Annotated in this window: 22 protein-coding genes; 4 read left to right on the forward strand and 18 right to left on the reverse strand. The window is 63.8% G+C overall.

Going from position 1 to position 21,218, the window contains the following annotated elements; genetic code table 11:
- The first annotated feature begins 32 nt into the window (after window positions 1-32).
- From ACWCIA_RS21790 to ACWCIA_RS21800, 3 genes are all read left to right on the forward strand, one after another.
- Window positions 33-419, forward strand: a complete 387-nt coding sequence (locus ACWCIA_RS21790; RefSeq protein WP_454166578.1) for an Mth938-like domain-containing protein — start codon at window positions 33-35, stop codon at window positions 417-419.
- Window positions 420-610: 191 nt separating this feature from the next.
- Complete coding sequence (locus tag ACWCIA_RS21795; RefSeq protein WP_454166579.1) at window positions 611-1,081, forward strand: peroxiredoxin; 471 nt, start codon at window positions 611-613, stop codon at window positions 1,079-1,081.
- A 210-nt stretch (window positions 1,082-1,291) separates the two neighbouring features.
- A complete protein-coding gene (locus ACWCIA_RS21800) occupies window positions 1,292-3,079 on the forward strand; it encodes a PhoH family protein (RefSeq protein WP_454166580.1) in 1,788 nt (595 codons plus the stop codon).
- A 214-nt stretch (window positions 3,080-3,293) separates the two neighbouring features.
- Here the strand turns inward: ACWCIA_RS21800 and ACWCIA_RS21805 are convergent, their stop codons facing one another.
- The 8 genes from ACWCIA_RS21805 to rpsF form a co-directional block, all read right to left on the reverse strand.
- Window positions 3,294-6,044 (reverse strand): bifunctional diguanylate cyclase/phosphodiesterase, encoded by a 2,751-nt coding sequence (locus tag ACWCIA_RS21805; protein WP_454166581.1) that lies wholly within the window; start codon window positions 6,042-6,044, stop codon window positions 3,294-3,296.
- A gap of 170 nt (window positions 6,045-6,214) precedes the next feature.
- Window positions 6,215-7,225 (reverse strand): anion permease, encoded by a 1,011-nt coding sequence (locus tag ACWCIA_RS21810; protein WP_454166582.1) that lies wholly within the window; start codon window positions 7,223-7,225, stop codon window positions 6,215-6,217.
- 24 nt (window positions 7,226-7,249) lie between these two features.
- Window positions 7,250-7,876 carry a DUF47 domain-containing protein gene (locus tag ACWCIA_RS21815; RefSeq protein WP_454166583.1) on the reverse strand — a complete coding sequence of 209 codons (627 nt, stop codon included), beginning with the start codon at window positions 7,874-7,876 and terminating at the stop codon, window positions 7,250-7,252.
- 93 nt (window positions 7,877-7,969) lie between these two features.
- Window positions 7,970-9,355: a replicative DNA helicase gene (locus ACWCIA_RS21820; protein WP_454166584.1), complete on the reverse strand. Its 1,386-nt coding sequence runs from the start codon at window positions 9,353-9,355 to the stop codon at window positions 7,970-7,972.
- A 131-nt stretch (window positions 9,356-9,486) separates the two neighbouring features.
- Entirely contained in the window at window positions 9,487-9,939 is a 453-nt protein-coding gene (gene rplI, locus ACWCIA_RS21825) for a 50S ribosomal protein L9 (protein WP_454166585.1), read from the reverse strand.
- 36 nt (window positions 9,940-9,975) lie between these two features.
- Entirely contained in the window at window positions 9,976-10,266 is a 291-nt protein-coding gene (gene rpsR, locus ACWCIA_RS21830; RefSeq protein WP_056332995.1) for a 30S ribosomal protein S18, read from the reverse strand.
- A gap of 37 nt (window positions 10,267-10,303) precedes the next feature.
- Window positions 10,304-10,597 carry a primosomal replication protein N gene (priB, locus tag ACWCIA_RS21835; protein ID WP_454166586.1) on the reverse strand — a complete coding sequence of 98 codons (294 nt, stop codon included), beginning with the start codon at window positions 10,595-10,597 and terminating at the stop codon, window positions 10,304-10,306.
- A gap of 30 nt (window positions 10,598-10,627) precedes the next feature.
- Window positions 10,628-11,017: a 30S ribosomal protein S6 gene (gene rpsF, locus ACWCIA_RS21840; RefSeq protein ID WP_454166587.1), complete on the reverse strand. Its 390-nt coding sequence runs from the start codon at window positions 11,015-11,017 to the stop codon at window positions 10,628-10,630.
- A gap of 235 nt (window positions 11,018-11,252) precedes the next feature.
- On the opposite strand from rpsF, the gene lexA reads away from it, so the two are divergent.
- On the forward strand, window positions 11,253-11,888 hold the full coding sequence (lexA, locus tag ACWCIA_RS21845) for a transcriptional repressor LexA (protein ID WP_454166588.1): 636 nt from the start codon (window positions 11,253-11,255) through the stop codon (window positions 11,886-11,888).
- A 198-nt stretch (window positions 11,889-12,086) separates the two neighbouring features.
- On the opposite strand, the gene ACWCIA_RS21850 is transcribed toward lexA, so the two are convergent.
- The 10 genes from ACWCIA_RS21850 to trpA form a co-directional block, all read right to left on the reverse strand.
- A complete protein-coding gene (locus ACWCIA_RS21850; protein WP_454166589.1) occupies window positions 12,087-12,812 on the reverse strand; it encodes a tetratricopeptide repeat protein in 726 nt (241 codons plus the stop codon).
- Window positions 12,813-12,839: 27 nt separating this feature from the next.
- Window positions 12,840-14,081, reverse strand: a complete 1,242-nt coding sequence (locus tag ACWCIA_RS21855) for a cystathionine gamma-synthase family protein (protein WP_454166590.1) — start codon at window positions 14,079-14,081, stop codon at window positions 12,840-12,842.
- 16 nt (window positions 14,082-14,097) lie between these two features.
- Complete coding sequence (gene purF, locus ACWCIA_RS21860) at window positions 14,098-15,624, reverse strand: amidophosphoribosyltransferase (RefSeq protein ID WP_454166591.1); 1,527 nt, start codon at window positions 15,622-15,624, stop codon at window positions 14,098-14,100.
- Between the two features lie 50 nt (window positions 15,625-15,674).
- The gene (locus tag ACWCIA_RS21865; RefSeq protein WP_454166592.1) at window positions 15,675-16,163 is read right to left on the reverse strand and encodes a CvpA family protein; all 489 of its coding nucleotides are present in this window, start codon (window positions 16,161-16,163) and stop codon (window positions 15,675-15,677) included.
- 16 nt (window positions 16,164-16,179) lie between these two features.
- A complete protein-coding gene (locus ACWCIA_RS21870; protein WP_454166593.1) occupies window positions 16,180-17,064 on the reverse strand; it encodes an SPOR domain-containing protein in 885 nt (294 codons plus the stop codon).
- A gap of 73 nt (window positions 17,065-17,137) precedes the next feature.
- Entirely contained in the window at window positions 17,138-18,436 is a 1,299-nt protein-coding gene (folC, locus tag ACWCIA_RS21875; protein WP_454166602.1) for a bifunctional tetrahydrofolate synthase/dihydrofolate synthase, read from the reverse strand.
- 179 nt (window positions 18,437-18,615) lie between these two features.
- Window positions 18,616-19,488 (reverse strand): acetyl-CoA carboxylase, carboxyltransferase subunit beta, encoded by an 873-nt coding sequence (accD, locus tag ACWCIA_RS21880; protein WP_454166594.1) that lies wholly within the window; start codon window positions 19,486-19,488, stop codon window positions 18,616-18,618.
- A 109-nt stretch (window positions 19,489-19,597) separates the two neighbouring features.
- Entirely contained in the window at window positions 19,598-19,873 is a 276-nt protein-coding gene (locus ACWCIA_RS21885) for a hypothetical protein (protein WP_454166595.1), read from the reverse strand.
- Between the two features lie 135 nt (window positions 19,874-20,008).
- On the reverse strand, window positions 20,009-20,281 hold the full coding sequence (locus ACWCIA_RS21890) for a hypothetical protein (protein WP_454166596.1): 273 nt from the start codon (window positions 20,279-20,281) through the stop codon (window positions 20,009-20,011).
- Between the two features lie 129 nt (window positions 20,282-20,410).
- On the reverse strand, window positions 20,411-21,208 hold the full coding sequence (gene trpA / locus ACWCIA_RS21895) for a tryptophan synthase subunit alpha (RefSeq protein WP_454166597.1): 798 nt from the start codon (window positions 21,206-21,208) through the stop codon (window positions 20,411-20,413).
- Window positions 21,209-21,218: the final 10 nt, after the last annotated feature.

Below are 21,218 nucleotides of genomic sequence, written 5' to 3' on the forward strand. Positions count from 1 at the left end.
GCCGATGGCGATGCCCAAGTACCAGGACTCCCATGAAGCTCCATTCCGACAACAACCAACAATACCAGACCGTCACTGGCTACGATGCCAGCGGCGTGGAAATCAACGCCGAGCGCTTCAACTTCAGCCTGCTCGTGATGCCGGAAACGCCGCCGCGCAGCTGGGACGTGAGCCGTTTCGAGGACCTGGAGGCCCGCCATTTCGAGCAGATTGCTGCGGATGCACCAGACGTGGTCATCCTTGGCACCGGCGCGCGCCAGCGCTTCGTGCATCCGCGCCTGGTCGCCAGCCTGTCCTCGCGCCACGTCGGCGTCGAATCGATGGACAGCCAGGCTGCCTGCCGCACCTATAACGTGCTGATGGGCGAAGGCCGCAAGGTGACGCTGGCGCTGATCATCGAGCCGGCCGCCGCGGCCTGAGCGTAGCCCTTTCGGGGGATGTTGTTTCCTTCTTGAATTATCGAATGCCGTCCGCATATCGGAACCGCTATTGACGAGTTGACATGCTAGACTGGCACCGGTGTCGATGGCCGTTTATGATGTCAGGGCACAGGACGGCAACAGGCCTGTCCTGCCCCAGATCTTGCATCCACCCCGTTCAGGAGAACCCCGTGGCCGACAGCCCCAGCGCAGCAACCGTAGAGAACTTTTCCGCCGCCATGACCGGCGACCAGACCTTCCAGCTCGGCGGGCGCCCGGCGAAGTACACGGTGCTGTATTTCTACCCGAAGGACAACACGCCCGGCTGCACCACCGAGAGCATGGCCTTCCGCGACCGCCACGAAGAATTCCTGGCCGCCGGCACTGAGGTCTATGGCATCAGCCGCGATTCGCTGCGCTCGCACGAAGGCTTCAAATCCAAGCTCGGCCTGCCCTTCGAACTGATCTCCGACCCCGAGGAACTGGTCTGCAAGCAGTTCGGCGTGATGAAGAATAAGATGATGTACGGCAAGCAGGTCCGGGGGGTCGAGCGCAGTACGTTTGTCGTTGACGCTTCCGGCCGATTGGTGAAAGAATGGCGTGGCGTGAAGGTCAACGATCACGTCGATGAAGTGCTGGAATTTGTGAAGAGCCAGCCTTGAACGGTGGCTCCAGTAAACTTACTTTTCTGGACGAACCCGTTATTTTGAGTCAACACGTTTCAAACAAGCATCATTCCAATCCGGTAGCCTGCCAGAACCGCCATGGTTCTGGCCCGCACCTCTCAGTACGTTTCCAGTTGCATCGAACCCGCCCCGCAGCGCACCACGCGCTGGCGCGAGGCGTCCTCCACTTTTTAGATTGAGAACCTGATGCCACTACCAAAAATGCCTACCAAGCCGGCCACGCTGCTGCCGGTAAATGAATACCCGAAAGCCGAACCCGGCAAGTCCCCTGTGCGCGCGGTTGCCGCTGCGCCGGCCGAAGCCGATCCTGTCGAAGACCTCATCAGCGGCAAGGCCGTGCCTGCCGCCAAATCGAGCCGTGCGCGCAAGGCGAAAGCCGCGCCGCTGGCCGCCGTCCCCTCCCCCCAGACCCAGCCCGAAAGCACCACCTGGCCGGCGCGCGCCGAGACCGGCACCGTCGCCAAGCTGAAGGAAACCGACCAGGACCAGCCGCATCCGGCCAAGCACAAGCCGGTCGAAGTCAACGTCAAGTCCTCGGCCAGCCGCAAGGCGGACCGTTCCGGCAAGACCAAGGTATTCGTGCTCGACACCAATGTGCTGATGCACGACCCGACGTCCCTGTTCCGCTTCGAGGAACACGACGTCTACCTGCCGATGATGACGCTCGAGGAACTCGACGACCACAAGAAGGGCATGTCGGAAGTGGCGCGTAACGCGCGCCAGGTCTCGCGCACGCTCGACGCCCTGATCGCCAACATCGACGACGACGCCATCGAGGCCGGCATCGAACTGGCGAAACTCGGCAACAAGGATGCCAAGGGTCGCCTGTTCTTCCAGACCAAGCTGCAGAACGGCCCGCTGCTGCCCGAAGGCCTGCCGGTCGGCAAGGCCGACAACCAGATCCTGGGCGTTGTGAAAGCGCTGGCCGCCGAACAGCCGGACCGCGCCATCGTGCTGGTGTCGAAGGACATCAACATGCGCATCAAGGCGCGCGCGCTGGGCCTGCCTGCCGAGGATTACTTCAACGACCACGTGCTGGAAGACACCGACCTGCTGTACTCGGGCATCGTCCAGCTGCCGGACGACTTCTGGGACACGCACAGCAAGAACGTCGAGTCCTGGCAGGAAAACAAGAACGGCAACTCGGCCACCTTCTACCGCGTCAACGGCCCGTTGATCTCGAGCTTGATGGTCAACCAGTTCGTGTATTTCGAGCCGACCGGCGCCGGCGAGACCCCGTTCTACGCGCAAGTGAAGGAACTCAACGGCAAGACCGCGGTGCTGCAGGTGCTGCGCGACTACAGCCACACCAAGAACAGCGTCTGGGGCATCACCGCCCGCAACCGCGAGCAGAATTTTGCGCTGAACCTGCTCATGAACCCGGAATGCGACTTCGTCACCCTGCTCGGCCAGGCCGGTACGGGTAAAACCCTGCTGGCCCTGGCCGCCGGCCTGGCGCAGGTGCTGGAAACCAAGCTCTATAACGAGATCATCGTCACCCGCGTGACGGTGCCGGTGGGCGAAGACATCGGCTTCCTGCCGGGTACCGAGGAAGAGAAGATGTCGCCATGGATGGGCGCCTTCGACGACAACCTGGAAGTGCTGAACAAGTCCGACAGCGACGCCGGCGACTGGGGCCGCGCGGCAACGCAAGACCTGATCCGCTCGCGCATCAAGATCAAGTCGCTCAACTTCATGCGCGGCCGCACCTTCGTGAACAAGTTCCTCATCATCGACGAGGCGCAGAACCTGACGCCGAAGCAGATGAAGACCCTGGTCACGCGCGCCGGTCCCGGCACCAAGATCCTGTGCCTGGGTAACATCGCACAGATCGACACGCCTTACCTCACCGAGGGTTCGAGCGGCTTGACCTATGTGGTCGACCGCTTCAAGGGCTGGTCGCACAGCGGCCACGTGACCCTGGCCCGCGGCGAACGTTCGCGCTTGGCGGATCACGCGAGCGACGTGTTGTAAGCAGTTTCCGTTTCACCAAAAAACCTGCGCACCGGAAGGTCCGCAGGTTTTTTTACGTCCGCCGGAACCGTGGGTGGTAATTCGTACTAAGCCTATCGACGCGTGGACGGGGAACCCGTCCACCCTACCCCCTGCTGCAAATGTTACCCGTAGGGTGGACGGGTCCCCCGTCCACGCGTTCAACCATCCCAAGCGCAGCCGCGCACGACAAGCATTACGACTGCGACCCGATCGCCGGCTGAAACTCCCGGCTCCCCACCGGCTGCCGCTCCCCCGCCGGCACCGGCCGCGAAAAGAAATAGCCCTGCCCTTCGTCGCAGCCCAGCGTCTTGAGCATCTGCATCTGCTTGCGGTTCTCGACGCCCTCGGCCACTACCCGCATGCCCAGCGCGTGCGCCATGGCGATCATCGAGGCGATCAGGGTGTCGCCCTCCGGGTGTTCGATGCGCAGCACGAAAGCGCGGTCGATCTTGAGCACGTCGAAGTGCAGCTTCTGCAGCTGGGAGAGCGAGGAGTAGCCGGTGCCGAAGTCGTCGATGCACAGCTTGATGCCCAGGTCGCGCAGCTGGCGGAACACGGCCGACTCGCCTATGCCCTCCTGCATCATCGACGATTCCGTCACCTCGATTTCCAGTAGCGCGGGGTCGATGCCGTAGCGCGCGATCACGCGCCGGAACAGCGCCAGGATGTCGGACTGGCTGAACTGGCGCGGCGAGACGTTGATCGAAACCGGCACCAGCGGTGCGCCGTCGCGCGCCCAGTGCACCAGCTGGCGGCAGACGCTCTCGATGACCTGCTCGCCCAGCTGCACGATCAGGCCGGTCTCTTCCAGCAGCGGGATGAAGCGGTCCGGCCCGGTCAGCCCCTGGCCGGGGCGTTCCCAGCGCACCAGGGCCTCCATGCTCGAGGTCTTGCCGGCGGCCAGGTCCACGCGCGGCTGGTAATGCACCACGAACTGTTCCTGGTCGAGCGCGCGCCGTAGTTCCATTTCCGTCTCCAGCCGGGTGCGGATCGCCTCGAAGTAGCGCGACTGGAAGAAGCGGAAGCTGCCCTTTCCCTCGGTCTTGACGGAGTACATGGCGATGTCCGCATGCTTGAGCAGGGTCTCGGCGTTGTCGCCGTGCTCGGGGAACAGGCTGATCCCGATCGAGGCGTTCAGCACGTGGGTCGCCTGCTGCAGGTGGAAGCCGTCGTGGAAGGCCCCGAGCACGCGGCCGGCGACATGCTCGACGTCCTCGGCGCCCTTGATGTGTTCCAGCACCACCACGAACTCGTCGCCGCCCAGTCGCACCACGTGGTCGCGCGGGCGCACCGCGACCGTCAGGCGCTTGGCCACGGTGCGCAGCAGCTGGTCGCCGGCCGCGTGCCCGAGCGCATCGTTGACGGTCTTGAAGCCGTCGAGGTCGATGAACAGCACCGCCAGCCCGCGACTGCCCGAGCGCGCCGCCTCGATGGCCCGCGGCAGGTATTGCTGGATCCAGTAGCGGTTTGGCAGCCCGGTCAGCTCGTCCGAATTGCTCCTGCGCTCGAGCTCGTTTAACTGGGCTTTCGATTCGCTGATGTCGCGCACCGTCACGGCGAGGTCGTCGCCGGCACGTACGACCTTGTAGCGGATCCATTGCGCCTTCAGGGGCTGGTCGGCGGCCGGCGGCACCGGCAGCTCGCGGTCGTACAGGCCGGTGTCGAGCGCCTGGCGCAGCCGCGCGCAGGCCGCACGGAACAGTTCGCCCTGGTAGAACTCGGACAGCCGGTGCCCGATCAGCTGTTGCGATTGCTTGCCGAACATGTCGGCGCCGTACTGGTTGCAATCGACAATCTCGAAATCGACCACGGCGCCGTGCGCATCGCGCAGCGGCCGGTGGATGAAGAAGCCCTCGCCCGCATCCTCGGTCGCCAGGCGATAGGTGGCGCGGATGGTTTCGACCTCGTGCTGCCGCCACTTCGCGTGCACATACAGGCTCGTCGCCAGCAGCGCGGCCAGCGTCAGCCAGGCGGTGTTCCACCACGCATTCTCGAGCGCCGCCGCGCGGTCGCGCCGGTGGCCCGCCATGGCCGAGTACTCGTCGACGCCGAGCATCCCGGTCATCCCCAATTCCGGCAGCGGCTGCCAGCCCACTACGCGGGTACGCCCGTCGGCAAACCAGCGGGCGCCGTCGAGCCTGGCCACGCCGCGCGCTCCGGCCTTGGGCAGGGGCGCCAGCAGGAAAGGCGCGGCGGCCGAGTGGACCGTGTTGCCGCTGCGGCTGGCCAGCACCTCGCCGTTCGCCTGCAGCAGGCCGACGAAGCCATGCTCGCGCAGGATGGGTTCGGCGTAATGCTGGGTGAAGAAGGATGGGAACACCGAGAACAGCACGATGCCCTCGAATTGCCCGCGCGGCCCCAGCAATGGGCGCGAGAAGGCGATCACTTCCCGGTTCGACACCTGGCCGGTCATGGGGCCGCTGACGTACAGCTTGTCCGCGAACTTGCCCGCCGCCGCATGCTGCTGCCCGGTGAAATAAGGTTTGTCCCCGAAATACATGCCCACCGCGTCCGGGTGCGAGCTGCTCACGACGATACCCTTGCGGTCGACCATGGCTGCGCCGGCAATGTACTGCTTCGAAAAGATGCCCTTCTCGACGGTCCCGGCCAGCGTATCGCGGGCGCCCGACACGGACCAGTGATGGCGCAACAGCAGCATCAGGCGGTCGGTGTCGCCGATCGAGCGCTGCGTGCGGGTGGCATAGCTGCGGGTGTACGCATCGACCTGCTGCTGCAGCTCGGCCTGGCGGTCCTGCCGCTGGTGATCGAGCTGGCCCAGCACCAGCGCCCACAGTGCGGCGCCGGCCAGCACCGCGATGGCCGGCCACAGCAGCAACAGCGACAGCCGCCCGCGCAGGAAGGCCAGGAAGGGACGCAGACGGACGACCGGCCCGGGAGCGCCCGGGGTTCCGGCTGTCATCGTCTTGTCGGGTCGCTGGTCCATCCAGACTCCTGCAGGCCGCGCCGGCTGTGCGTGAACCGACAGCGTAACAGAGTCGAGGTGATGAAGTAAGACCAGCCACGGCGGCGGAAGTTGGATGGGATGCCCTGCCGCGGCGATAAAAAAAGCCCGGCAATGCCGGGCTTTCCGTGATGCATGCAGCTGTGGGCTGCTTACATGATCTTGGTGCCGATCCACCATGCAACCGCCGCCATGAAGGCCGAGGCCGGAATGGTGAAGATCCAGGCCCAGACGATGCTGCCTGCCACGCCCCAGCGCACGGCCGAGGCTTTCTGGGAGGCGCCCACGCCGACGATGGCGCCGGTGATGGTGTGGGTGGTCGAGACCGGGATGCCGAAGAAACTGGCCATCAGCAGGGTCATCGCACCGCCGGTTTCGGCGCAGAAGCCGCCGACCGGCTTGAGCTTGGTGATCTTCTGGCCCATGGTCTTGACGATGCGCCAGCCGCCGAACAGCGTGCCGAAGGCGATCGCCGCGTAGCACGAAATGATCACCCAGGCCGGCGGATGCGCGTCGGCCGGGTTCGTGTAGCCGGCGGCGATCAGCAGCATCCAGATAATGCCCATGGTCTTTTGCGCGTCGTTACCGCCGTGACCCAGCGAGTAGCCGGCCGCCGAGACCAGCTGCAGGCGGCGGAACCAGACGTCGACCTTGCGCGGCGTCGAGCGGACGAAGATCCACGACACCAGCAGCATGATGACGGAACCGAGCACGAAGCCCAGCAGCGGCGCCACGACGATGAACACCACGGTCTTGATCAGGCCGCCGGCGATCAGCGCGCCGGTGCCCGACTTGGCGACGGCCGCGCCCACCAGGCCGCCGATCAGCGCGTGCGAGGACGAGGACGGGATGCCGTAGTACCAGGTGATGATGTTCCAGACGATGGCCCCAACCAGGGCCCCGAAGATGACGTAATGGTCGACCACGGCAGGATCGATCGTGCCCTTGCCGATGGTTTGCGCCACCTTCATGCTGACCACGAAGATCGCGATGAAGTTGAAGAATGCGGCCATCGCAACAGCCGATTGCGGCTTCAGCACGCCGGTCGACACCACGGTGGCGATCGCGTTCGCCGAGTCGTGGAAGCCGTTCATGAAGTCAAAGATCAGTGCGAGCAACACCAGCGCACCCAGCACGTAGATGCTGATAGTTAAATGTTCCATAGTTGTTTTTGTTGTGCGCGTGGCTTACGCGTTCTCGACGATGATGCCTTCGATGATATTGGCGACATCTTCGCAACGGTCGGTGACGGTTTCGAGGATCTCGTAGATGGCTTTCATCTTGATCAGGTTGCGCACGTCCGGCTCATCGCGGAAGAGCTTGCTCATGGCGGCGCGCATCACGTGGTCGGCGTCCGACTCCAGGCGGTCGATCTCTTCGCAGATGGCGACGATCTTCTGCGCATTGCCCATGTCGTGCAGCAGGCCGACGGCCGCCTGGACGCGCTCGCAGCAGGCCAGGCACAGCTCGGCCAGGCGCTTCGCTTCAGGGGTGACGGCGTGCAAGTCGTACAGGGAGATGGTCTGGGCCGCGTCTTCCATCATGTCGAGGATGTCGTCCATGCGCGTGATCAGCTTGTGGATGTCGTCGCGGTCGAGCGGGGTGATGAAAGTCTTGTGCAGCAGGTCCACGCATGCGTAGGTGACCTTGTCCGCCTGCTTTTCGATGGTTTCCACGGCATGCGTGCGCATTTCGAGGTCGTCGAAGTTGGTCATCAGGCCGACCATCTCGTGCGCGCCCTTCACGCACAGCGCAGCATGCTGGTTAAACAGGTCAAAAAACTTGCCCTCGGTGGGCATGAGGCGTCCAAACATTAAAGGTTCTCCGTTTAAAAACTCTTGGAAATGCAAAGGTGCCCTGCAGGTCCGGCTCGCCATGCGTGCCGGCCCCAGTTGCACAATATCGGCTTAATCGCCCTGGTAGACGGCGAGGTTACCGCTGTAGTTACCGAACTTGGTGTACTGGCCGATCCAGGTCAGGCGGATTGCGCCGATCGGACCGTTACGCTGCTTGCCGATGATGATTTCGGCAGTGCCTTTATCGGGCGAGTCCGGGTTGTAGACCTCGTCGCGATACAGGAAGATGATCACGTCCGCATCCTGCTCGATTGCGCCCGATTCGCGCAAGTCGGACATGACGGGGCGCTTGTTCGGGCGCTGTTCCAGCGAGCGGTTCAGCTGCGACAGGGCGATCACCGGGCAATGCAATTCTTTCGCCAGGCCCTTGAGCGAACGCGAGATCTCGGAAATCTCGGCGGCGCGGTTGTCGCCCGGCTGGCTACCCTGCATCAGCTGCAGGTAATCGACGATGATGAGGCCGAGCTTGCCACATTGGCGGGCAAGGCGGCGCGCGCGTGCGCGCATCTCGATCGGGTTGAGCGCCGGCGTCTCGTCGATGTAGAGCTGGGCGTCGTTCATCTTCTGGATGGCGTGCGTCAGGCGCGGCCAGTCCTCGTCGTTCAGGCGGCCGGTACGCAGGCGGTGCTGGTCGAGCTGGCCGACCGAGCCGAGCATACGCATGGCCAGCTGGGCGCCGCCCATTTCCATCGAGAACACGGCGACCGGCAGGCCGGCTTCGATGGCCACGTTCTCGCCGATGTTGACCGAGAACGCGGTCTTGCCCATCGACGGACGGCCAGCGACGATCACCAGGTCGCCCGGTTGCAGGCCCGAGGTCATCTTGTCGAGGTCGATGAAGCCGGTCGGCACGCCGGTGATCTCGCCCTGGTTTTCGCGCGAATACAGTTCGTCGATGCGCTCGACCACTTGCGTGAGCAGCGGCTGGATCGGATTCCAGCCCTGGGCACCGCGTGCGCCCTGCTCGGCGATGGCGAAGATCTTGGATTCGGCTTCGTCAAGCATCTGCTTGACTTCCTTGCCTTGCGGATTGAACGCGTTGCCGGAAATCTCGTCGGCAACCGTAATCAGTTTGCGCAGCACGCCGCGGTCGCGCACGATCTCGGCGTAACGGCGGATGTTGGCGGCGGACGGCGTGTTCTGCGCCATCGCGTTCAGGTATTGCAGGCCGCCGACGTCGTCGGCCTTGCCGAGCGAGACCATGGCCTCGTAGACGGTGATCACGTCGGCCGGCTTGCCGCTGTTAATCAGGCGCACCATCTGTTCGAAGATGATGCGATGGTCGTAGCGGTAGAAATCGTCCGCGTGCATGAAGTCGGCGATGCGGTCCCACGCCGCATTGTCGCGCAGGAGGCCGCCGATGACGGACTGCTCTGCTTCGATGGAATGCGGGGGAATGCGCAGCGATTCGATTTGCGGATCTGCGGGGGTATTCATGGCGGGCATTATACCCTCTCCGGTCACACGGCTGAAATAATTGGCGAGTTTCTGAGGACAAAAAAAAGCCGGGCAAGCCCGGCTTTTTCCTTTTAACAACAGCTCGTGCCGAGCTGTGTCAGAACATCTGATTAGGCAGCTTCGCCCACGACAGCGATCGTGATTTCCACGACGACGTCGGTGTGCAGGGCGACGGCGACCGGGTGCTCGCCGGTGGTCTTCAGCGGGCCGGTCGGCAGGCGCACTTGCGCCTTTTCGACCGCGAAACCTTGCTTGGTCAGGGCTTCGGCGATATCGAAGTTGGTGACCGAACCGAACAGGCGACCGTCAACGCCGGCCTTCTGGCCGATGGTGATGGTCATGCCGTTCAGCTTTTCGCCTTGTGCTTGCGAAGCCGACAGCTTTTCAGCTGCTGCTTTTTCCAGCTCGGCGCGCTTGACTTCGAACTCGGCCACAGCCGCCTGGGTCGCGCGGCGGGCCATCTTCTGCGGGATCAGGAAGTTACGTGCGTAACCGTCCTTGACCTTGACCACGTCGCCCAGGTTGCCGACGTTAACAACTTTTTCCAAAAGGATAACTTGCATATTTTTCTCCAGAAAATTCGGACTGTACGGCGCCGATTAGGCGTTGTGCAGGTCGGTGTACGGCAGCAGCGCGAGGTAGCGTGCGCGCTTGATCGCGGTGTCGACCTGGCGCTGGTAGTGCGCCTTGGTGCCGGTCAGGCGTGCAGGCATGATCTTGCCGTTTTCCTGGACGAAGTCCTTCAGGGTGTCGACGTCTTTGTAGTCAACCTGTTCCACGTTTGCAGCGGTGAAGCGGCAGAACTTCTTGCGCTTGAACAGCGGGTTCTGCTGTTTGCGCTTCAGTTTTTCTTTGGCTTTGTTTTTGTCGAACTTTTTACCGAATGCCATTTGAGGCTCCTGTATCTAAAAGGTGGCCGCTCATTCTTTAAGCGGCGGCACTGAAATCAATGATGTGAAACACCAGGGCTTTGCTGTTGCGATTCTTCCTGGCCAAAAATCCCGTGAACTGGTGGGCTGCGCCCAACTCGGCGCTGGCGAAGCGGCCCGAAATTTCACCCGCGGCGAACGCGGCAATTTCGAACTCGACCAGCCTGGCGACCCCTGCCTCGACCTGCTGCGAACTGTGCATCAGGATTGCCGAGACGACCGGCACGCCGGCGGGGGTGTAGCGCAGTACGTCGCGTTCAGCAATCGTCGCGACGACCTGGAGCTGGTTCACTTCTTGTTCACGATTCCTGGCGAAAGAAATTTAGGCAGCAGCTGGGGCCGGGGCAGCAGCCGGGGCTTCTGCGCGGTGGCTCTTGGCTGCGTCTTCGCGCTGGACCGACTTCATCATTGGCGACGGAGCGGTTTCAGCCTTCTTCATCTTCACGGTCAGGTGACGCAGCACGGCATCATTGAACTTGAATGCGGTTTCCAGCTCGACCAGGGTCTCGTTGTCGCACTCGATGTTCATGCAGATGTAGTGTGCCTTCGGCAGCTTCTGGATCTGGTAAGCCATCTGGCGGCGGCCCCAGTCTTCCACGCGATGGATGTTACCGCCGCGTGCGGTGACGCTGGCCTTGTAACGCTCGATCATCGCCGGGACTTGCTCGCTTTGGTCCGGGTGGACGATAAAAACGATTTCATAATGACGCATGCAACACTCCTTAAGGACGTTTAAACAAATGCCCACCTCGGCGTCAAGACGAGTGTGGGAAGGGAAAGCCGGCAATTATAACGCGATACGGGCGTCAACACAATCCTGGGCCATCGTCGCCCCGCCGCTACAACTTCCCGGGTGGAAATCGTTAATTTTTCGTGATTTCCCTTGCATTCGCCGAAATACTGTACAAAAATACAGTCTGAATCATTAACCCACCCGTGGCAGATCCATGCTCAAGCTCACCGCAAGGCAACAACAGATCCTTGACCTGATCAAGGAAGCGATCGACAACACCGGCTTCCCGCCGACCCGTGCCGAGATCGCGAAGGAATTGGGCTTCAAGTCGGCCAACGCCGCCGAGGAGCACCTGCAGGCGCTCGCCCGCAAAGGCGCGATCGAAATCGTTTCCGGCACCTCGCGCGGCATCCGCCTGATCGGCTCTTCGCTGCCGGCACCGGTACCGCACGTTCCTGCCGCGCTGCTGATGTCGCTGCCGCTGGTCGGCCGCGTCGCCGCCGGTTCGCCGATCCTGGCCCAGGAACACGTCGAAGCCACCTACAACGTCGACCCCGCCATGTTCGGCGCCCGCCCCGACTTCCTGCTGAAGGTACGCGGCTGGTCGATGCGCGACGCCGGCATCATGGACGGCGACTTCCTCGCCGTGAAGAAAATCGACAGCGCCAAGAACGGCCAGATCGTCGTCGCCCGCATCGGCGAGGACGTCACCGTCAAGCGTTACCGCAAGACGGGCGAACTGATCGAGCTGCTGCCGGAAAATCCGGATTTCAAGGTCATTCGCGTGGAACCGGGCGACGAGTTCGCGCTCGAGGGGCTGGCGGTCGGGCTGATGCGCAGCTGGCATTGAGCTTGATGTGACAAAGGCCGCGTTCAGCGGCCTTTTTTCCGGGTATTGCACTTGTAGGGTGGACTCTCGAGTCCACGCGGTCCGGCGTTCGTAAATCGAATTGTTACCACTTGGCGGCAATGTCGCCTTACAGCGGACGGTGATACCGCGTGGGCACAAGTGCCCACCCTACGAAAGGCGGCAACCGGTGGACTTCGCTTACTTGCGCAGCGAGTCGTCTTTCGGCAAGTTCTTGATGATCGCATTGTGCTCGCCCACATACGCCTCGGTCGCCTGGCGCCAGACGGCGACGTCGGCCAGCACCAGCTTGGCGCTGACCTTGGCCTCTTCCGCGAGGTTTTCCTGTACCTGCGCCAGGTGCTTGTGCGCACGCTCGGTCTCCGAGGCATTCATCAGCTTGGCGATATCGGCAGGAATGCGCTCGGCTAAGGGCGAGACCGCGTTCAGGTTCGTCACGAATCCGTTGTAGCAGTCCTGCCACTTGGCGATCGCCTTCGATACCCGGTCGATTTCCTCGGACTGCTTGGAGACCGCCGGAATCCGCGGCGCCGCGCAGGCGAACTTGCCTGACTTCAGGTCCGTGCCGTCGTAGCGGCTGACCCAGTGCTCGATGTCCGCGCGGCGTGCGACGCGCTGCTGCATCACGTCCAGCGAGGCCGCCGCCACCTTGTTGCCCTTGGCCGCAGCCTTCTGGAACCACATCCGGGCCTTGTCCTCGTCGACCGTGCCGGCCTCGCCGTACCAGTACATTTGGCCCAGGTGCTGCTGGGCGTCGACGTTGCCGGCGTTGGCCAGTTTGGTGTACAGCTTGAATGCTTCCGGATACTTCTTCTGCTCGAACAGCGCTTTGGCGTCGTCGAGCTCGCCCGCGTGGGCAAGCCCGGCCAGCAGCAGGCCGGCCACCAGCATCATCTTCTTGTTCATGGTTCCCCGTCGTGGCAAGGCAAGCGTTCAGGCGGACAGCGCGCTGCGGAAGTCGTCCAGCAAATCGCCGGTGTCTTCGATGCCGACCGACACCCGGATCAGGGATTCGGCGATCCCCATGCTGGCGCGGCGCTCGGCGCCCATCTCGAAGAAGATCGTGTGCGCGACCGGGATCACCAGCGTGCGGGTGTCGCCCAGGTTACTGGCGGGAATTGCGAGCTGCAGGCGGTTCAGGTAATCGAAGCAGTCGATCCCCTCCTTCAGCTCGAAGCTCAGCAGCGAACCGCCGGCCCGGAACAGCTCGCGCACGATGCCATGCTGCGGATGCGAGGCCAGGCCCGGGTAGTGGACGGCAGCGACACGTTCGTCGGCTTCCAGCATCTGCGCCAGCGCCAGCGCATTCGCGCAGGTGCGTTCCATGCGCAGCGCCAGCGTTTCGGCGCCGACGGCGATGTGGTGGGCCGCTTCCGGGCCGAGGGCGGCGCCGAAGTCGCGCAGGGCCTTCGCGCGCAATTGCGCCATGCCCTGGGCCGTTGCCGGCTGCTTGCGGAAGTTGGCGGCGATGTTCGGGAAGGCGCTCCAGTCGAACAGGCCGGTATCGGTCAGGGCGCCGCCCAGGGCGATGCCGTGCCCGCCGATCGACTTGGTGAGCGAATTGACCACCAGCCCGGCGCCGACCGCCTTCGGGCGGAACAGCCAGGGCGTGGTCATCGTGTTGTCGACCACGTACAGGATGCCGCGCTCGCGGCACAGCTCGCCGATGCGGGCCAGGTCGGCCACCTGGGTGCGCGGATTGGCGACCGTCTCGACGAACACGAGGCGCGTCTCCGGGCGCAGGGCGGCTTCCACGTTGGCGACGTCGGTGGCGTCGACGAAATCGACGCCGACACCCTGCCCGGCCACCGTCTGCCACAGGCTGTTGGTGTTCCCGAACAGGAAGCTCGACGAGACGATATGGTCGCCGGCGCGCAGCAGCGCCTGGAACAGCGCGCCGATGGCCGCCATGCCGGTGCCGAAGCACAGGCTGGCCACGCCGTCTTCCATCTTCGTGATCTTGTCTTCCAGCGCGGCGACCGTCGGGTTGCCCTGGCGGCCGTAGCGGAAGCCCGGCTCCTTGCCCTGGAACACAGAGGCAAGCTGGCGCGCGTCGCCGTAGCCGAAGGCCACCGAGGTGTGGATCGGCTTGTGCAGCGAGCCCTGCTCGATCGCCTTGCGGCGGTCGTTGTGCAGGATCGTGGTGGTGAAACCGTACTGTTTCTGTTCGCTCATGGGCAGGCCCGTGACATTACTCGGCGGCGACCGCCGGATTGAGGTTCAGCTGGGTACGCACCACGTCTTCCTGCGACACGCCCTTGCCGCCGTTGTGGCGCGCCGTTTCCAGGTTGTCGAGGTAGGCCGGGGTCACGTCGCCCGTCACGTACACTCCATCGAAGCAGGACGCCTCGAAGTTGGTCAGCGCCGGATTGACGTCGGAAATAGCACGCTTGAGGGCGTCGACATCCTGGTAGACCAGGCGGTCGGCCGTGATTTCCGCGCACACTTCCTCGACGGTGCGGCCGTGGGCGATCAGCTCGTCGCGGGTCGGCATGTCGATGCCGTACACATTCGGGAACAGCACCGGCGGCGCGGCCGAGGCGAAGAACACTTTACGGGCGCCGGCGTCGCGCGCCATCTGCACGATCTCGCGGCTGGTGGTGCCGCGCACGATGGAATCGTCGACCAGCAGCACGTTCTTGTCCTTGAACTCGGAGGCGATCGCGTTCAGTTTCTGGCGCACCGACTTCTTGCGCATGCCCTGCCCCGGCATGATGAAGGTACGGCCGATGTAGCGGTTCTTGATGAAGCCTTCGCGGTATTCGACGCCGAGCTTCAGCGCCAGCTGGATGGCGGCCGGGCGCGAGGAATCGGGGATCGGCATGACGACGTCGATTTCCTCGACCGGGATTTCCTTGCGGATCTTGTCGGCCAGGTATTCGCCCATCTTCAGGCGGGTCGCGTAGACCGAGGCGCCGTCGATCACCGAGTCCGGGCGCGCGAGGTAGACGTATTCGAAGGCGCAAGGGTTGAGCGACGGGTTTTCCGCGCACTGGCGCTCGTGCAGGCGGCCGTCCTCGCCGATGAAGATCGCCTCGCCTGGCGCAATGTCGCGCACGAAACGGAAACCGATGCCTTCCAGGGCCACCGATTCGCTGGCGACCATGTATTCGACGCCGTTCTCGCCGTCGTTCATGCCCAGGCACAGCGGGCGGATGCCGTAGGGGTCGCGGAAGGCAAGCATGCCGTGGCCGGCGATCTGCGCCACGACGGCATAGGCGCCGCGCACGCGGCGGTGGACAATGCCGACCGCCTTGAACACAGCCTCGGCGTCGAGCGAATAACCGTTCGCCGCTTCCTGGATCTCGTGGGCCAGCACGTTGAGCAGCACTTCCGAGTCGGAATTCGTATTGATGTGGCGGCGGTCGTTACGGAACAGCGCCTCCTTCAGTTCCGCCTGGTTGGTCAGGTTGCCGTTGTGGGCCAGGGTGATGCCGAAAGGCGCGTTGACATAGAAGGGCTGCGCCTCTTCCTCGCTCGACGAGCCGGCGGTCGGATAGCGGCAGTGGCCGATGCCGGTATTGCCCTGGAGCGAACGCATGTTACGGGTGCGGAACACATCGCGCACGAGGCCGTTGGCCTTGTACATCGAGAACATGCTGCTGTGATTGGTTGCAATCCCCGCCGCGTCCTGGCCGCGATGCTGCAACAGCAGCAATGCGTCATACAACAGCTGGTTGACGGGAGTTTGCGAGACGACGCCGACGATGCCACACATGGTGCGCTCCTAAGAACAGAATGCTGTTACAGAAAACTTCAAATCGAATGTCAAAACCGCACGTGCTGCGCGAACGCAGCGGGAAGGAAGGGTTTGACGGTGCGCGCTCCGGCCTCGGCCAGCGGGGACAGCAGCGCGTCTTTCCAGAATGCTTGTTGGGGGATGGCGGTCATGGAACACAATATGACGGCGGCGAGCACGATCACAATGCCGCGCGCCAGGCCGAACAGTCCGCCCAGGCCGCGGTCGGCCAGCGACAGGCCGCTTGCTTCGATCAGTGCGCCGAGCGCCAGCGACAGCAGGCCCATCAGGATACGCACGCCGAGGAACAGGACGATGAAGGCGACGATCAGGCGCACCGTCTCGCCGGGGATCATGTCCGGCAGCAACACCGCCAGGCGCGCGCCGTAGGCATTGGCCACGACGAAGGCCACGATCCAGCCCAGCAGCGACAGGATTTCCTTCACCAGGCCGCGCAGGGTGCTGATCACAACCGAGGACACCAGCACGAACAATACCAGATAATCGAAAATCGTCACGCCGCCACTACCAGCTTCACACCGGCACCAGGAAGCCGCCGATGCCGAGGCCGCTGAGTTTGGCCCGGGTCTTCTCTGCTTCCTCGCGGCTGCCGAAAGGACCGACCTGCACCTTGATCAGGGCGCCCGACTTGCGGGTGGTCGAGCTGACGCCGGCGGCGCGCAGGCGCGATTGCAGTTCCGCGACCTTTTCCTCGGTCGCCAGCGCGGCCACCTGCACCACGTAGCGCTGGGCCGCCTCCGGCTTCTTCTCGGCTTCGGCCGGCTTCGCGGCAGGCTTGCCCTCGAGCAGCGCCAAGGCGCGGGCAGCGTCCGCATCCTTCGTGCGCGGCGCAGCAGGCTTTTCTTCGGGTTTCTTTGGCGCAGGCTTTTCGACCGGCTTTTCGGCGACCTTACGCTCGGGCTTAGGCTCCGGTTTCGGTTCGGGCTTGCGCTCGATTGGCTTCGGTTCCGGTGCCGGCTTTTTGACTTCCGGCGCGTCGTCCGTGATCATTTTCGGGGCCTCGACGGTCTTCACGGGCGGCGCCACGGCCGGGGCCGGCTCAGGCACTGGCGCAATGATTTCCTCGTCCTGGTCGACGCTGTCGGCAGCCGCCACGGGAGTGGACGGCATCGGCAGCGCCGGAGCCTTTTCTTTCGAGGGAATCTGGATGGCGATGTCGCCCGCCAGCGGACGCGGTTCGGAGTCGAGCAGCATCGGCAGGCCGACGGCGGCAGCCAGGGCCAGCGCAATGGCGCCTACCAGGCGGCGGCGCGCGCGCTTCTTCTCTGGCAGCATCGGATCGCCGCCGCTGCGGCTGCGGCGCGAACCACCCGCCCCCGCTTCGTTCGCGTGCGACGCGCGCTTGGCGCGGGCCTGCTGGCCGTAGTCGTCATCGTCGCGGGCGAAGTCACGCGACACTCGGCCACTGTCCTGGGCGGTACTGTCTCCCTTGTTTTTGCTGAAGATCGAGAACAAGCCCATGCGTCTTATGTCAGTGAAGTGAGTTTTTTCGGGCCGCCATCACGCCGGCGACGGTGTAGAACGAACCAAAGACCACAATTCTATCATTCTCCTCGGCACGGCTCACCGCATTTGCGAATGCCGCGGCCGGGTCGGCGAATGCGGTCACCGAAAAATCGCTCTCCTTGGCGCCGGCGGGACGCAGCGCGGCTACCTTTTCGGCGAGGCTGTCGCCCTTCGCCGAGCGTGGCGAAGGCAGCTCGGCCAGGCACCAGTGGTCGATCAAGCCCGCCATCGGCGCGAGCACGCCTTCGATGTCCTTGTCTTCCATGATGCCGAAGACGGCATAGGTGTAACGGTGGAAGCCCATGTTGCCGAGGTTTTGCGCGAGCGTTGCGGACGCGTGCGGGTTGTGGGCCACGTCGAGCACCGTCGTCGGCCGTCCCGGCAGCACCTGGAAGCGCCCCGGCAGCTCGACCAGCGCCAGGCCCGTGCGCACTTCCTGCGCGCCGGCCGGCAATTGCATGCGCAGCGCTTCGAGCGCGGCGAGCGCGGCCGAGGCGTTCAGCAGCTGGTTCGCGCCGCGCAGGGCCGGATAGGCCAGCGAATTGCGGCGCTGGGTGCGGCCGCCATAGCTCCACTGCTGCTGGTCGCCCTGGAAGTTGAAATCGCGCCCGATCAGCCACAGGTCCGCGCCGATGTCGGCCGCGTGCTGGATCAGCGACTGCGGCGCCAGCGGGTCGCTGCAGATCGCCGCCTTGCCCGGACGGAAGATGCCGGCCTTCTCGAAGCCGATCGCCTCCCGCGTGTCGCCCAGGTAGTCGCTGTGGTCGATGTCGATGCTGGTGACGATGGAGACGTCGGCGTCGACCACGTTCACCGCGTCCAGGCGCCCACCCAGGCCCACTTCCAGGATCGCGACGTCCACGCCCGCCTTCGAGATCAGGTGCATGATCGCCAGCGTCGTGAACTCGAAGTAGGTCAGCGAAACGTCTGCGCGCTGCGCTTCGACGAAATCGAAGGCCTCGACCAGCATGGCGTCGGTCGCCATCTCGCCGTTGATGCGGGCGCGCTCGTTAAAGTCGAGGAAATGCGGCTTGATGTAGAGGCCGACGCGGTAGCCCGCATGCAGCAGGATCGACTCGAGCATCGCGCAGGTCGAGCCCTTGCCGTTGGTGCCGGCGACCATGATGACGGGGCAGTCGAATTGCAGGTTCATCTTCTCCTTGACCGCGCGCACGCGATCGAGGCCCATGTCGATATGGGTTTCGGCGTGGCGCGACTCGATCAGGGCCAGCCAGTCGGGCAAGGTGGTGGGGAGATTGGACATCATGGGCGTTGAAAACGTAAGAATGAAAAAGCCGGCGCCCTGCTCTGCAGGTGCCGGCCGTAATGCAGTTAGGGGCGTCTAAGAAAAGTCCCAGGGCAAGGCGCATCGTCGAAGACAGTACGTGAGTACGGCGAGACGATGCAACGCAGCCATGGGGCTTTTCTTAGACGCCCCAATGATCAGGCGACGACTTCGGCTGGCTGGTTCTGCAGCAGGGCCAGCAGGCGGGCGATTTCTTCGCGCATCTTGCGGCGGTCGACGATCATGTCGACGGCGCCCTTTTGCACCAGGAACTCGGCGCGCTGGAAACCTTCCGGCAGCTTTTCGCGCACGGTGTTCTCGATCACGCGCGGGCCGGCGAAGCCGATCAGCGCCTTCGGTTCGGCGATGACGACGTCGCCCATGAAGGCGAACGAAGCCGACACGCCGCCCATGGTCGGGTCGGTCAGCACGCTGATGAACGGCAGTTTCTTTTCCGACAGCTTGGTCAGCATGGCGGTGGTCTTGGCCATCTGCAGCAGCGACAGCAGGCCTTCCTGCATGCGGGCGCCGCCGGTGGCGGTGATGCAGATGAACGGCACTTTCTGTTCCAGGGCGATCTGGGCGCCGCGCGCGAAGCGCTCGCCGACGACGGAACCCATCGAGCCGCCCATGAATTCGAATTCGAAGCAGGCCACGACAACCGGCAGGCTCATGATCGAGCCGCCCTGGACGATCAGCGCGTCGGTTTCGCCGGTGGCGTCCATTGCCTGCTTGAGTCGGTCAGGATACTTCTTGCTGTCCTTGAACTTCAGGGTGTCGACCGGCAACGCTTCCTGGCCGATCTCGTAGCGGCCGCCTTCGTCGAGCAATCCGTCGAGGCGGTCACGGGCGCGGATGCGCATGTGGTGGTCGCACTTCGGGCAGACATGCAGGTTCGACTCGAGGTCGGCGCGGTACAGCACCGCTTCGCACGACGGGCACTTGACCCACAGGCCCTCGGGCATGGTCTTGCGATTGGCGGCATCGGAGCGCTGGATCCGTGGGGGCAGCAATTTTTCCAACCAACTCATGTTCTCTCCTTTGCGGCAATTCTTGAATGGGGCGTAGTGTAGCCGCAAGCGCCGGGCTTGTCACCGCTTGCCTGTCTTGCAATCAAATTGACAGTCAAATCGCCGGCAATCAGTCTTTACCGATCTCGACCGTAGTGAATTCGAAGCCGCCGACGCGCGCTGCAATCCCGTTATACACCCATGCGCCGAACAGGGTGAACACGAAACCGAACGCGGTGTACAGCACGGGCATGAGAACAATTGCCATTAAGGAAGCACTGAAACCCTCCTGCATGACCATGGGAATGGCCATCAGCACGACCACGGGCAGCGAGATGACGAGGTAGATGACCGCCATGAGCTTGGCGTTGTGCAGGACCGAGACGCTGGCGATTTGCTTCTTCATGATGTGTCTTCCATGCAAGATTGAGTGCGGTTAATGTACCGTACGCAGTAGCAAGGCGACAAGTAAAAAAGCCGGCAGCGGAATGCCCGCTGCCGGCTTTGCAGGAGATCTCCCGCTGCGGGAAGGCGACCTGCCTTACCCGGCGATTTCTTTCGTCGTGAACTCGAAGCCGCCGACAACCGAAGCGACCAGGTTGTAGAGCCAGGCGGCGATCAGCGTAAAGATGAACCCGCCCAGCGCGTATCCCAGCGGAAATGCCACCAGCATGACGCCCGTGACGCCCGCCTGCCCGGTCGCTGCGGCGAATCCCCACAACATCCCCAGTACCGGCAGGGACATCACCAGATAAAGCGCGGCCATCATTTTGGCGTTCTGCATTGGTGAAACGCGTTGAATCTGCTTCTTCATGTAACTGGCTCCAAGTTGAAGTAAGGAAATATGACCTTACCCCAGCAGGGAGTGCCGCCCCATGCATATGTCGCCCTACCCTGCTTGATGCATCTCAGGCAGGGGTGCGGAAAGTCACCGCGGTCCGGCTCAGCTGTCGAGCGCAGCCCGGATGCCGGCGACAAAAGACTGCACCGCCGGCACCGCCGCCTGCGCGCCGGCGTTCTCGATCTCCTGGATGATGCGGCTGCCGATCACGACCGCGTCAGCCACCGAGGCCACCGCCTTCGCCGTTTCCGCGTCGCGGATGCCGAAGCCGACGCCGATCGGCAGGCTGACGTGTTCGCGGATGGCCGCCACGCGGCGCGCCACGTCTTCGGTATCGATGCTGCCGGCGCCGGTCACGCCTTTCAGGGACACGTAATACGAAAAGCCGCTGCCGTAGCGCGCCACCTGGCGGATGCGCTCGGTGGTCGAGGTCGGGGCCAGCAGGAAGATCAGGTCGAGCCCGTTCTCGCGCATGGCGTCGGCAAAGGCTTCGCACTCTTCCGGCGGATAGTCGACGACGATGGCGCCGTCGGCGCCCGCGTCTTTCGCGTGCTGGATAAAGCTGTCGGGGCCGATGCGCTCGATCGGGTTGGCATAGCCCATCAGGACGACCGGCGTGGTCTGGTTCGTCTGGCGGAATTCGCGCACCATATTGAACACGTCGGACAGGCCGATGCCGAATGTCAGGGCGCGCTCGCAGGCGCGCTGGATGACCGGGCCTTCGGCCATCGGGTCGGAAAACGGCACGCCCAGCTCCAGCACGTCGGCGCCGCCCTCGACCAGCGCGTGCATCAGGGGCACCGTGAGGTCGGGGCCGGGGTCGCCAGCGGTGATGAAGGTGACAAGGCCGGTTTTGTTTTGTGCGCGCAGGGCGGCGAAAGTTTGTTCGATTCGGGACATGGGTGTTTTA

The organism is Massilia sp. SYSU DXS3249 (assembly GCF_053668055.1).